The 12,046-nt window shown below is 73.1% G+C and carries 12 protein-coding genes and 1 pseudogene; 4 read left to right on the forward strand and 9 right to left on the reverse strand.

The annotated features are described in order from the left end of the window. Positions 1-577: pseudogene (locus QWU11_RS30025) on the forward strand (type VII secretion integral membrane protein EccD); the annotation flags it as partial. A gap of 5 nt (positions 578-582) precedes the next feature. On the opposite strand, the gene QWU11_RS30030 reads toward QWU11_RS30025, so the two are convergent. After that, positions 583-1,497 carry a hypothetical protein gene (locus tag QWU11_RS30030; protein WP_290117822.1) on the reverse strand — a complete coding sequence of 305 codons (915 nt, stop codon included), beginning with the start codon at positions 1,495-1,497 and terminating at the stop codon, positions 583-585. 83 nt (positions 1,498-1,580) lie between these two features. Between QWU11_RS30030 and eccCa the strand changes: the two genes are divergently transcribed. Genes eccCa through QWU11_RS30045 form a run of 3 tightly spaced genes read left to right on the forward strand, consistent with a single transcriptional unit; the run spans position 1,581 to position 6,973 of the window. Next, on the forward strand, positions 1,581-5,582 hold the full coding sequence (eccCa, locus tag QWU11_RS30035; RefSeq protein ID WP_290117823.1) for a type VII secretion protein EccCa: 4,002 nt from the start codon (positions 1,581-1,583) through the stop codon (positions 5,580-5,582). 9 nt (positions 5,583-5,591) lie between these two features. Continuing rightward, positions 5,592-5,954: a hypothetical protein gene (locus tag QWU11_RS30040; protein WP_290117824.1), complete on the forward strand. Its 363-nt coding sequence runs from the start codon at positions 5,592-5,594 to the stop codon at positions 5,952-5,954. Beyond that, positions 5,951-6,973 (forward strand): DUF6177 family protein, encoded by a 1,023-nt coding sequence (locus QWU11_RS30045; RefSeq protein WP_290117825.1) that lies wholly within the window; start codon positions 5,951-5,953, stop codon positions 6,971-6,973. The genes QWU11_RS30040 and QWU11_RS30045 overlap by 4 nt, the downstream gene beginning before the upstream one ends. On the opposite strand, the gene QWU11_RS30050 is transcribed toward QWU11_RS30045, so the two are convergent. The 8 genes from QWU11_RS30050 to QWU11_RS30085 all read right to left on the reverse strand — a co-directional run bounded on the left by QWU11_RS30050 (position 6,974) and on the right by QWU11_RS30085 (position 11,959). Then, complete coding sequence (locus QWU11_RS30050; RefSeq protein WP_290117826.1) at positions 6,974-7,501, reverse strand: YbaK/EbsC family protein; 528 nt, start codon at positions 7,499-7,501, stop codon at positions 6,974-6,976. It abuts the gene before it with no gap. A 9-nt stretch (positions 7,502-7,510) separates the two neighbouring features. Continuing rightward, positions 7,511-7,690 carry a hypothetical protein gene (locus tag QWU11_RS30055; protein ID WP_290117827.1) on the reverse strand — a complete coding sequence of 60 codons (180 nt, stop codon included), beginning with the start codon at positions 7,688-7,690 and terminating at the stop codon, positions 7,511-7,513. Continuing rightward, positions 7,651-8,148, reverse strand: coding sequence for a maleylpyruvate isomerase N-terminal domain-containing protein (locus tag QWU11_RS30060; RefSeq protein WP_290117828.1), 498 nt, complete (start codon positions 8,146-8,148; stop codon positions 7,651-7,653). Before QWU11_RS30060 ends, QWU11_RS30055 begins: the two co-directional genes overlap by 40 nt. 17 nt (positions 8,149-8,165) lie before the next feature. Then, positions 8,166-9,011 carry a M55 family metallopeptidase gene (locus QWU11_RS30065; RefSeq protein WP_290117829.1) on the reverse strand — a complete coding sequence of 282 codons (846 nt, stop codon included), beginning with the start codon at positions 9,009-9,011 and terminating at the stop codon, positions 8,166-8,168. Then, positions 9,008-9,397, reverse strand: coding sequence for a hypothetical protein (locus tag QWU11_RS30070; protein ID WP_290117830.1), 390 nt, complete (start codon positions 9,395-9,397; stop codon positions 9,008-9,010). The genes QWU11_RS30065 and QWU11_RS30070 overlap by 4 nt, the downstream gene beginning before the upstream one ends. Positions 9,398-9,410: 13 nt before the next feature. Then, complete coding sequence (locus QWU11_RS30075) at positions 9,411-10,226, reverse strand: heavy metal-binding domain-containing protein (RefSeq protein WP_290117831.1); 816 nt, start codon at positions 10,224-10,226, stop codon at positions 9,411-9,413. 4 nt (positions 10,227-10,230) lie between these two features. After that, a complete protein-coding gene (locus QWU11_RS30080) occupies positions 10,231-11,109 on the reverse strand; it encodes a heavy metal-binding domain-containing protein (protein ID WP_290117832.1) in 879 nt (292 codons plus the stop codon). A 70-nt stretch (positions 11,110-11,179) separates the two neighbouring features. Next, a complete protein-coding gene (locus QWU11_RS30085; protein WP_290117833.1) occupies positions 11,180-11,959 on the reverse strand; it encodes an enoyl-CoA hydratase-related protein in 780 nt (259 codons plus the stop codon). Positions 11,960-12,046: the final 87 nt, after the last annotated feature.

Below are 12,046 nucleotides of genomic sequence, written 5' to 3' on the forward strand. Positions count from 1 at the left end.
GGCATGCTCGGTCCTCTCCTTGCGTACGGGGCGCGTATTTGCCCGGATCGCGCTGACACTGTCCGGGCTCACCGCGCTGGACGACCGGCGCGGCGCGGGCGGCGAGGTGGCGCGTACGGACGTGACGACCGCGCTGGTGAACGCGCACCGCAGCATGGTCGTGGCGACCGTCGCGGTGGCGGTCGCGGTGGGCGTCGCCGGGTACGGCCCGGTCGCCTCCTTCGACGGCTGGACGGCCGCGCTGTCGCTGCTGCTGGCCACGGTGGTCGCCGGGCGGGCGCGCACGTTCCCCCTGACCGCCGAGAAGGTCGCGCTGTTCGGCGCGGCCCTGTGGACCCTCGTGTGCCTCGCGTGGGCCTGGGCGGCGCACGACTCGTGGGCCGTCGCGCCGGCGGCCGGCGTCCTGTTACTGGCGCTGGTGCCGCCCGTCGTGGTGCTGTCGGCCGAGCCGCCCGAGCACGTACGGGCCCGGCTGCGGCGCATCGTGAACCGCGTCGAGTCGATCGCCGTCGTCGCGCTGCTGCCCGTGGCGATCGGCGCCTTCGGCACCTTCGAGCGTCTGCTGAGCACGTTTTGACCGGCCTACGGCGTGCGCCTCACCGCGGCGCGGAGCGCGGCCGCGGCCCTGCGCCACAGACCCGCCGGCCGCACGGTCTCCTCCGGCAGCCGGCCCACGATCCCGCCGAGCTCGGCCGGTGGGACGCCCCGCTCGCGTACGGGCAGCAGGTGGCCGTCGGCCCACCAGAAGATCTCGCGCGAACACCGGTCGGCGCTCCCGTCGTGCATCTCGGCGACCACGTCGGCGAACACCGGCAGCACGCCGTACACCGCCGCCGAGGTGACGGGGTAGAGCAGCACCTTGTTGTGGTCGGGCACTCCGACCAGCGCGCCGTACGGACACCGCCGCGGGAGGTACTCCGCCAGGCCGGTCAGGGCCACGGAGACATAACGGCTGCCGGGCTTGGTGACGAGGCGTACGGACTCGGTCATGGTGAGCGGGCGCTCGGTGACGTTGAGGCCGATCAGCTCGTACTTCTGCGTGTTGTCGATCGCCCGCGTGCCGAGCCGGCTCAGGTGGAGCCGCGCGGCGCGTTCCCTGGTCAGCGGGCCGCCGTACTCCGGATGCTCGATCACCACCATGGCGTCGAAGAACGGCCCGAACTCCGTCACCACGAAACCCTCACGCGTCGCCTCGGAGGTCCGGGGCACGATCCGCAGCCGCAGCAGCCGGTTGACGTTGCCCAGGAGCTCGATCTCGCCGATGGCGAGCGCCGCGCGGTCGCCGACGTCGCGCAGCCACTCCTCGACCAGCCCCGGCCACTCGTGGCGCGGGGCCCGCGCGCACCGGCCGACGATCGTCGTCGTGACCGCGCGGGGCTCGGCCCGGCCGACCGGCAGGACGACCTCGGCCGCGACGTCGTCGAACCGCGCGCCGGGCACGAGGACGGGCAGCAGGTCCTGGATGAGAGCGTGGACGTCGGCCGCGACGTCGCTCATCGGCCCTCGCCTGACCGGATCCGGCCCACGGTTCCTCCCTCCCGGGACGTCCACCGTACGCCGGGCGCGGACGAGGAGGAGCGGTGACGACGCGGATCGTCCACCGGCCGGCGCGCACCGTCTTTCCGCCGGCCGGGCCCGGCACGCGCCAGGTGGAGGCGCCGCCCACCCTCCCCGACGGGCAGGGCGGCGGCAGCCAGCTCCTGAGCGTCCTGCCGATGGTCGGCATGATGGGCTCGCTGACGATGATGACCGTGCTGCGCAACCCGGCCTTCATGGGGCTGGGCGCGGTGATGCTCGTCGTCGCGGTGCTGGCCGGCGGCGGCATGCTGCTGTCCCGCCGCGGCCAGGTCGGACGGCAGCGCCGCGCACAGCGCGAGCGGTACCTCGACTACCTCGAGGAGCTCCGTGAGGAGCTCGCCCGGACCGAGCGGGAGACCCGGGTGCGCGCGCGGGTGCTCGACCCGCCCCCCGAGGCCCTGTACGACGTGGTGCGCGACCCGACCCGGCTGTGGGAGCGCCGGCGCCGGCACGACGACTTCCTCAAGGTGCGGATCGGCACCGGCTCGGTGCCCGGTGACCCGCTGACGCTCGGCGAGCACGGCAGCGCCCTCACGCCAACCGACCTCTTCATGGCCTCGGAGGCGCGGGCGGCCATCCGCCGGTACGAGACCATGCCCGACATGCCGCTCACGGTGCCGCTGGACATCGCCGGCAACGTGAGCGTCATCGGCGCGCGCGAGGACGTCCTGCGGCTGGTGCGGTCGCTGCTGGTGCAGCTCTCGGCGTTCCACTCGCCGACGGACGTGGCGGTCGCCGTGGCGTACGGCGGCGCGCGGTCCCCCGACTGGGAGTGGCTCAAGTGGCTGCCGCACGTCCTCGACCCGCTCCGGCACGACGGCGGCGTGAACGCCCGGCTGATCGCGCCGACGCCCCTGCGGCTCGGCGCGCTGCTGGCCGACGAGCTGCGCCGCCGCGGCGACTTCGCCACCGAGATCCGCCGCGGCATCGGGCAGCGTGAGTCCCTGCGGCTCGTACGCCGGCTGGTGGTCGTGCACGACACCCACGGCGAGGTGGCCGACGAGCTCGTCCGCCCCGACGAGACGCTGTCGCCGCAGGACCTGGCCGCGACCGTCATCCACCTGGTGGCCGACCAGGTCGCCGAGCCGGGCGAGGTCGCCGTACGCCTGAAGGTCACCGGCGACCGCGTCGAGGTGGAGGACCTGCGCGGGGAGACACCGGTCCGGCTGTCCGGAACGGTCGACGACGTGAGCGCCCCGATGATGGGCGGGCTGGCGCGGATGCTCGCCCCGGTCCGGCTGTCCCGCGAGTCGCTGAAGGAGGAGATCGACGCCGGTCCCGTCGACTTCACCGCGCTGATGAACGTCGAGGACCCGGGCGACCTGAACGTCGGGCGGCTGTGGGCGCCGCGCACCGAGCGCGCCTTCCTGCGCGTGCCGATCGGCGTCGATGACACCGGCGAGCCGGTCATCCTCGACCTGAAGGAGTCGGCCCAGCTCGGCATGGGGCCGCACGGCCTGTGCGTCGGGGCGACCGGCTCCGGCAAGAGCGAGATGCTCCGTACGCTGGTGCTCGCCCTCGCCGCCTCGCATCCGCCGGACCGGGTCAGCATGATGCTGGTCGACTACAAGGGCGGGGCCACCTTCGCGCCATTCGAGCGCCTGCCGCACGTCGCGGGCGTCATCACCAACCTGGAGGACGACGCCGGGCTGATCGAGCGGGTCTACTCCAGCCTCGCCGGCGAGGTCCAGCGGCGTCAGCAGGTGCTCAAGGACGCCGGCAACATCGCCAACATCGGCGACTACACCTACCGGCGCCGCCACGACCCGGACCTGCCGCCGCTGCCGCACCTCCTGGTGATCATCGACGAGTTCGGCGAGCTGCTCACCGCGCGGCCGGACTTCATCGAGCTGTTCCTGTCGATCGGCCGGATCGGGCGCAGCATCGGGGTGCACCTGCTGCTGTCGAGTCAGCGGATCGAGAGCGGCAAGCTGCGCGGCCTCGACAGCTACCTGTCCTACCGGGTCGGCCTGCGCACCTTCTCCGAGGAGGAGAGCCGGACCATTCTCGACACACCGGACGCCTTCCACCTCCCCACGCTGCCCGGGTTCGGCTACCTGAAGGTCGACACGACGATCTACCAGCGGTTCAAGGCCGGGTACGTCTCGGGGCCCTACCGCGGTCCGGTGGCGGTCGCGCCGGAGACCGAGGCGACGGCGCCGGTGCTGCCCTACCCCGCGTACAACACGGGCGGCGCCCGGCGCGAGGCCGACGCGGTGGAGGACGAGGGGTCCGTGCTGCCCGAGCGCGCCGTCGGGCCGACCCTGCTGGACGTGATGGTGGACCAGCTGCGCCGGCACGGCGACCGGGTCCGCCACATCTGGCTACCGCCGCTGCCCGTGGCGACCACGCTCGACGCGCTGACCGGCCCGGTCCGTGTCACCGGCGGCGGGATGTGGCTGCCGACGCGGGTGCCGTGGCTGAACGTCCCGGTCGGCGTGCTCGACGACCCGAGGCGGCAGTGGCAGGGGCTGTGGAGCCTCGACCTGACCGCGGCCGGCGGCCACCTCGCGCTGATCGGCGGCCCGCAGACCGGCAAGACGACGCTGCTGCGCACGCTCGTGCTCTCGCTGGCGCTCACCCACACGCCCGCCCAGGCGTCCGTCTACGCGGTCGACCTGATCGGCGGCGGGCTGCACGTGCTCGCCGGGCTGCCCAACGTCGGCGGCGTCGCCGGCCGCGCCGACCACGAGCGCGTCCGCCGTACGGTCGAGGAGGTCTCCGGGATGCTCGACCTCCGGCAGGAGGTCTTCCAGGTCCGCGGCATCGACTCGATCCAGCGGCTGCGCACCCTGCACGCCACCGGCGAGCTGCCCGAGCTGCCCTCCGCCGACGTCGTGCTGATCGTCGACGGTTTCGGCGCGATCCGGAACGACTTCGAGGAGATCGACGACATGATCAGCGATCTCCTGCAGCGCGGCGGCGGCTACGGCATCCACGTCGTGGCGGGCATGCTCCGCTGGAACGACGTACGGATGGCCATGCAGTCCAACTTCGGCCAGCGGGTCGAGCTGCGCCTCAACGACCCGTCCGACTCCTCCGTCGACCGCAAGCTCGCCGAGACCATCAGCGCGAAGGAACCGGGCCGGGCGCTCACCGACGGCAAGCTGTTCGCGCACGTGGCCCTGCCGCGGATCGACCGGCGGCCGGACGCGAACGACCTGGGCACGGTGGTCGAGACGACCGCCCGCGCCATCCGCGGCGCGTGGCAGGGCCCGGCCGCCGCGCCCGTACGCGTGCTGCCCTACGAACTGGCCACCCGTACGCTCCCGGCGACCGCCGACGAGCCCCTCCACGTCCCGATCGGCATCGACGAGCGGGACTTCGCGCCCGTGCTGCTGGACCTGTTCGACCAGGACCAGAACCTCCTCGTGCTCGGCGACGGCGAGTGCGGCAAGACCAACCTCCTGCGGCTCATCGCCCGGGGCCTGGTCGACCGCCGCTCTCCGGAGGAGGTCGTGTTCGCCGTCATGGACCCGCGGCGCAGGCTGCGCGACCTCGTGCCCGAGCCCTACCTCGGCGGTTACGCCAGCAACGCCCGCGTGTGCGCGGGGCTGGCCGCCGGAGTCGCCAAGGAGCTGGAGGGGCGCATGCCCGACGAGGGCGACCAGGCCGGGCTCGCCGAGGAGAACCACTTCGACGGGCCGCACGTGGTCGTGCTCGTGGACGACTACCACCTGCTCACCGCGGCCGGGCAGCAGCCGCTGGCCGCCTTCGTGCCGTTCGTGCCGGCCGGGCGCGACATCGGGCTGCACTTCGTGGTCACCCTTCCGGTGGCCGGCGCGAGCCGGGGCCTGTACGACCCCCTGCTCCAGGCGGTGCGCGAGATCGGCACGAGCGCGCTGCTGATGTCCGGCGACCGGTCCGAGGGGCAGCTCTTCCCACGGATCTACGCCGCCCGGCAGCCCGCCGGCCGCGGCAAGTGGATCCGCCGCGGCGAGCCGGCCCACCTGATCCAGACCGCGCTGCTCACGGCCCCGGCCGGGGCGGCGCACGCCAAGTGAGAGGTACGCGTGACACACGACGTCGTCGCCCTCGTACGCAACGCGCCCGAGGTGCGGACCCTGGTCGACAGCATGGCCGAGACCGACGAGGGCCTCCTCGTCCGCGGCGCCGGAGACGGCGCCGTCATCCAGCTCTGCGATGACGAGGGCCGGGCACTGGTGAGCATCGAGGCGCCCCAGTACGTCCGGGTGGACGGCGAGGTCGAACGGCTGCTCGGCGCCGAGGCCGCGGCGAAGGCGCCCGTACCGGTCTGGTGGGTGGAGGCGCGGGCGGCCTCCGCGGACCCGCGCTCCGCCGCGCTCGCCGGGAGGTTCGCCGAGGACCTGGTCCGCCGGCTCGGCGGCACGGTATGGGCCGGAGGCGCGCGGTGAGCGAACCGGCCTTCCTCCATCCGGCGGTCGACCTCGTCACCGACAAGGTCGCCGTGGTCATCCAGGAGCGCGCCGTCGTGCCGCTGAGCGCGTGGCTGGTGGACGCGGCCTCCGCGTGCGCCAAGGCCGGGCAGGGCCTGCAGATCCTCACCTCGGCGGACGCGCGGATCACACCGGCGCTGCGCGCCACCCTGGCCGGGCCGGGCTCGCGGTGGGTCGTACGGGAGCCGGACGACTCGGGCTTCTTCGACGGCCTGTCCGGCGTGCCGCTGGCCTGGGACGGCTCGGCGTTCGCGGTCGTGCCCGAGCGGGCCAAGGCCGGGCCGTCGCCGGCCTTCGCCCGCCCGGTGGACGGGCTGGGCGACCACCTGCTGCTCGACGTCAAGGTCCTGCACGAGGCGGCCCTCGACCTGACGCTCGGCGAGACCGTCGAGACGCTGGCCCGGGTCCTGTGCGGCGGCGCGCCGGCCGGGTGGGGCGTCGCCGAGCCGGCCGTGAACCCCTGGGAGCGCCCCGCGCTGACCGAGCTGTGCCACCGGCGGTCCCCCAAGTCGACCTGGCTGATGTTCACCGGCTCCGGCGAGCGGCGATTCATCGGCGGCGCGCTGGTGTCCCGGGTGACCTCAGGCGTCAAGGAGGAGATCACGTTCCTGGCCGGTTTCGGGCCGGGCGAGGAGCCGCCGCTCGACCGCCTCGCCGGGCTGGCGTCCGGGTTCGCGGACGCGGGCGTCCTGCTGTCGATGACCGCCCAGCGCACGCGCGGGCGCATGGACCTGACCCATCCGGCCCGCTGGTGCGGCGCGCCGGTCCCGGTCGGCCTCGCGATCGGCGCCGAGGGCGTACGGGAGATCGGCCTGGAGCACGCCCTGGCCGCCCCCGCCGAGGGCCGTCCCATCGGGCCGGAGGGCGCGCCGGCCGTGTGGTACGGGCTCGGCGACGGGCGGGACTCCGGGGCGTGGTCGTGCTTCAGCGACCTGCTGAAACACCTGAGGCCCGAGGGCGTGGCCCCGACCGCGTGATCAGCGGGCGAGGCCCGCCAGGACCTCGGCCGTCTCGATCGCGGCGAGCGCCGTGCCGGGGACCACCAGCTTGGAGCGGCGCAGGCCGCTGCCGACCACGACGTAGGACTGCTCGGTCACGGCCGCGTCGACGAGGACGGGCCAGGAGGCCGGGACGCCGAACGGGGTGATCCCGCCGTACTCCATCGCGGTCTCGGCGACGGCCTGGTCCTGCGGGGCGAACGAGGCCTTGCGCGCGTCGAGGTGCTTGCGGACCACGCCGTTCACGTCGGCCCGGGTGGTGGCCAGCACCACACAGGCCGCGACCCGTACGTCACCGCCCCGCCTGCCCGCGACGATCACGCAGTTGGCGGAGGCCTCCAGCGGCACCGCGTAGTGCGCGCAGAACGCGGCGGTGTCGGCCAGGCCCGGATCGATCTCCGCCACCTGGAAGGAGTCCTCGCCCTTCCAGCCGCGCACCGCCTCGGCGACGGGCCCGGCGAGCAGGTCGGTACGGTCGAGAGCGGCTTCGAGTGTCAGTCCCCACATACCCGCAGCCTAGAACGCGGAGATCGATGCGGGGGCACGCTCGGCGCGGCTGAGGGCACGGAGGACGTTCGTGGCGCCGTGGCGGCGCAGGGCGACGCGGGACAGCAGGTCGACCACGGTCTCGACCGCCTCGGCGGGCAGCTCCGGCGTCAGTACGCCCACGCTGTGCGCCAGGTCGTCGCTGTGCACCGCGATCTCCAGCAGCCGGGTGGTGAGGAAGCCGTCCAGGGTGAGCGCGTAGGCCCCCAGCTCGAACGGCGTACCGGCCGTGACGGCGCGGACGGCAGCGCCGAGCGCAGCTCCTCCACGGTGGCGGCGACCCGCGCCGCCAGCGCCTCCGGGCCCTGCGCCGCGTCCTTCTCGCCCAGGGCGCGCATCCCGGTGTTGAACTCGTCGTCGAGGTCGGAGCCGATCCAGGCCGCCCGCGCGTAGTAGTCGTGGACCGAGATGACCTCCTCGGTGGCCTCCGGGCCGTCGAGCATGGGCGGCACGAAGAGGACCTGCCCGGCCAGGTGCCCGGCGAGCCCCCGCACACTGAGCTTGGCCAGCGCGCTCGGCTCGTGCCACGCGGCGGCGACCTCCGGCGCGGCGAGAAGGTCCGCCGCGGCCGTGGCCGCCGCGAGGAAGAGGCCCCTGATCTCAGTCATTCCCGTGCCCTTCACGCTCAGCCGTACTGCGCGCCCGTGCAGCCGACGCTGCCGCCGATCGTGGCGAGGATGCCCAGCACCGACATGATCTCGGTGTAGTCGTCGCTCGTGAACTCCACCGAGCGGGCGCCGGCGCGCTCGACCCCGGGGATCATCGCACACGACTCGGCCATCGACGTGGACGCCCAGTCGATGCCCAGGGTGTACGGGGCCGGCACCTCGTACGGCCGCAGGCGGTCCAGTCCGCGCAGCGCGCGGGCGGCGGCCTCGCCGATCAGGCTCTGCGCGCGGGCCGGCGGCAGGACCTCGGCGGAGTAGCGGTCGATGCCCTTCTTGACCGCGACCGTCTCCAGCCCGTCGCCGAGCAGCTCACGGGCCTCGGCGCAGGCGGCCTCGTCGCCGGTGACGAGCGCGACCGGCACTCCCATCGAGCCGGCCAGGCCGGCGATCAGCCGGATCTCGCCGCAGATCTCCCCGTTGAGGTAGAGGTTCTGGATCTCGTACCCCATCCACGTGTGGTTGAGCACGCCGTGCGGCACGCCCGCGCGGGCGTGGTAGCCGACGAACATCGCGGCGTCGTGCGAGGGGCCGATGCCCTGACCCATGCGCAGCGGGCGGTACGGCCCGCGGATCAGGGAGCAGCGCTCGTCGATGAGGTCGGCCCGGAGGTTCTTGGTGCTGCCGTGCGCGTCGGTGACCACGACCTCGCTCGCGCCGGCCGTGAACGCCCCGTGCACCGCCGCGTTGGCATCGCTGGTCATCAGCTCGCAGCCGCGGTCGTACCCGCGGCCGCCCGCGCGCATCTCCTCCGGGTCGGTGAGCCCGGAGACGCCCTCCATGTCGACGGAGACGAACACTCTCATGAGGTACCCGCGACCAGACGGCGCAGGGCCTCGGCGGCGCGGGCGCTGGCGTCGGCCTGCGCGACGAGCTCACGGGCCAGGGCCTGCACCCACACGTCGAGGCTGACCTGGTCGCGGGAGAGCACCACCCCGCGTACCTCGTGGTGGATCTCGGCGACCGGCCGGCCGCCGCCGGCCAGCGACAGCGTGCGCTCGCCCAGCCGGACCACGATCCGGGTGGGATGCCCCTGGCGGCCCTTGAGCCGGTCCGACAGGCTGCGCTCGTACTCGACGTCCACGCTGCCCGGCGGCAGCACGTCGGCCAGCGTCACCGTGAGCACCCGTGCGTAGGTGGCGACGTCGGCCGCGTCCTGCCGGAGCGCGGCGGCCACCATGTCGAAGTCCATGGTCACAAGTCAATCAGCGGTCGAGGCCGAGCACCATCTGCGGCTTGGCGATCACATGGTCGGCGCGCAGGGGGCGTACGGCGGTGCCGATGGCGAAGAACTCCATCGTGTGACCGCCCCACTGGTGGTGGAACTGGTCCAGGAAGACCCCGACGATGCCCTCGGCGTGCAGCTGCTGGCCCTCGGCCTGCATGCGGCTCATCGCCAGCTCGCGCGCGTCGTACAGGGCCTGGGTGAACTCCGGGATCTCGACGTTCTGCCCCATGTTGCCGAGCACGGACCCGAGCCGCCGGTGGGCGATGTGGTAGACGCAGGTGCCCATGACCATGCCGACCGGCGCGTAGCCGGCCTGGATGAGCGTCCAGAAGTCCTGGCCGTTGAGGTCGGAGGTGAACGGCTGGTTCTTGTTGTTGCGCCAGTTCTGGGACGTGTCGTCGGCCTTGACCGCGGTGCCGATCGCGATGAACTCGGCGATGTCGCTGCCGAACTCGCGGAACTCCACGCGCAGCCGTACGCCCACGATGCCGTCGGCGCCGAGCTGGTCGGCCTCGGCCTCCATGCGGGTCATCGCCAGCTCACGGGCGTGGTACATCGCCGCGGACATCTGGTCGAGCTCCATGTTCTTGCTCCACCGGCCGACCTGGATGCCGAGGTGGTAGATCGAGCTGCCGAGGACCAGCCCGAGCGGCCGGAAGCCGGCCTCGCGGACGAGCAGGAACTCGTTGACGGACAGGTCGCTGGTGAACAGGGACCCGGGAGCGCCCGGCCGGAGTTCGGCGAGGCGTGCCATCGCGTCGGCGGGGACTCCCTGGGCAACGGGATCGGTCATCTGTCTACAACCTCATGATCGTCAGCGAGCCGGTCGGTTTGTGTGTCGTGCGGAACTCGGCGACCGCGGTGCCGATGAGCGTCGTCTCGACGACGTGGTCGTGCTGTTCGTCGTTGTAGGAGCACTCGCGCTCGCGTACGCGCAGGTCGACGTCTGAGACGACGACGCCGTCGGCGCCGGTCCGCGCGGTGTCGGCGAAGAAGTGCGCGCGCGCCTCGTGCCGGGTGACCGAGACCAGTTCGGTCCAGCCCGCCACCTCCTGCGCGGGCGCGAACGCGCCGATGGACCAGGACGTGCGCCAGTCGTCGTGGCGTACACCGATCGAGGCGCCCATCACGAGGTCGACCGGGACCCAGCCGCTCTCGATCAGCTTGGAGAAGTCCTGGCCGCTCAGGTGGGACAGGAAGACGCGGCCGGGCCGGACGTTCCCGACGGCGCGTACGGCGGTGCCGATCGCCTGGAACTCCAGGTGGTTCGAGGCGCCCTGGAACGGGGCGATCGTGAGCTCGACCGCGACGACGCCGTCTCCGCCGAGCGCCGCGCATTCCGCGGCCATCCGGCCCATCGCGGTGTGCCGCGCGCGGTAGAGCGTGTCGATGTACGTGCCGTAGCCGCCCCACGCGCCCTGCATGCCGGACGTGATGGTGATCGCGTTGCCGGAGCCGAACAGGCCGCCGCGGTAGCCGCAGTCGATCGACGCGCCGTACCACCAGCCGAGGTTGTGGACCGTGCTGCCCATCACCTGGCCGACCGGCTCGAACCCGCATGAGCGCAGCCCGGCGAACTCACCGACGCTCAGGCTCGAGGTCCAGGTGCCCCCCTGCCGGGCCTGGCCCAGCCTGGCCAGTGCGCCGGGCGGCAGTTGTGGCTGGCCCACGCTCATCCCCCGATCTCCGGTCACTCTTGCACCGGATTCACTCTTGTGACGCGCGAGACGTCAGGGAGGTTCCCGCCTAACGCCCGATGAACTTGGCTTTTCCAGGACCTTCCTCTACAAAACTCCGCATCCCGATCTTCTGGTCCTCGGTGGCGAACAGGCCGGCGAAGTGCAGCCGCTCGATCTCCAGGCCCGTGTCGAGGTCGACCTCCAGACCGGCGTCGACCGCCTCCTTGGCCGCTCGCAGCGCGACGGCCGGGCCCTCGGCGTACTGGGCGGCCATCTCCCTGGCGGCATCGTAGACCTGGTCGTCCGGTACGACCTTGTCGACGAGCCCGATGGCGAGGGCCTCGTCCGCCTTGACGTGCCGTCCGGTGAAGATCAGGTCCTTGGCGCGAGACGGGCCGATCAGCCTCGGCAGCCGCTGGGTGCCCCCGGCACCGGGGATGATGCCGAGCTGGATCTCCGGCTGCCCGACCTTGGCCGACTCGCCCGCGACCCGGAAGTCGGCGCACAGCGCGAGTTCGAGGCCGCCGCCGAGTGCGTACCCGGTGATCGCGGCCACGACGGGCGCGCCGATGTGCGCGACGGTGGTCAGGGAGTCCTGCAGCGCCCGGCAGTGCTCGGTCATGTCGGCGTACGACATGTCGGCCATTTCCTTGATGTCGGCGCCAGCCGCGAAGACCCGCTCACCGCCGTAGAGCACGACGGCGCGTACGGCCGGGTCGGCGTCGGCGGCGCGGGCGGCCTCCGCGAGTTCGTCGCGCAGCTGGGCGTTGACGGCGTTCATCTTCGGCCGGTCCAGGCGGATCGTCGCCACCGCGTCCGCGACCTCGAGACGCACGAACTCTCCCACTGCCCCTCCAGAATGATCGACTGCACTGCGTCCCGCGAGCCTAACCCGACGGACTGTCGGCAGAGGCTGGTAGCTTCGCCTGGTCCG

Source organism: Actinomadura sp. DC4 (assembly GCF_030406325.1).
Taxonomy (GTDB): Bacteria; Actinomycetota; Actinomycetes; order Streptosporangiales; family Streptosporangiaceae; genus Actinoallomurus.

What these genes read in the sequence shown, in the direction of transcription:
- QWU11_RS30060 (WP_290117828.1), bottom strand. Translation starts at nt 8,148, where the DNA reads ATGACTGAGATCAGGGGCCTCTTCCTCGCGGCGGCCACGGCCGCGGCG.
- QWU11_RS30065 (WP_290117829.1), bottom strand. Translation starts at nt 9,011, where the DNA reads ATGAGAGTGTTCGTCTCCGTCGACATGGAGGGCGTCTCCGGGCTCACC.
- QWU11_RS30050 (WP_290117826.1), bottom strand. Translation starts at nt 7,501, where the DNA reads ATGTGGGGACTGACACTCGAAGCCGCTCTCGACCGTACCGACCTGCTC.
- QWU11_RS30075 (WP_290117831.1), bottom strand. Translation starts at nt 10,226, where the DNA reads ATGACCGATCCCGTTGCCCAGGGAGTCCCCGCCGACGCGATGGCACGC.
- QWU11_RS30030 (WP_290117822.1), bottom strand. Translation starts at nt 1,497, where the DNA reads ATGAGCGACGTCGCGGCCGACGTCCACGCTCTCATCCAGGACCTGCTG.
- QWU11_RS30070 (WP_290117830.1), bottom strand. Translation starts at nt 9,397, where the DNA reads ATGGACTTCGACATGGTGGCCGCCGCGCTCCGGCAGGACGCGGCCGAC.
- QWU11_RS30080 (WP_290117832.1), bottom strand. Translation starts at nt 11,109, where the DNA reads ATGAGCGTGGGCCAGCCACAACTGCCGCCCGGCGCACTGGCCAGGCTG.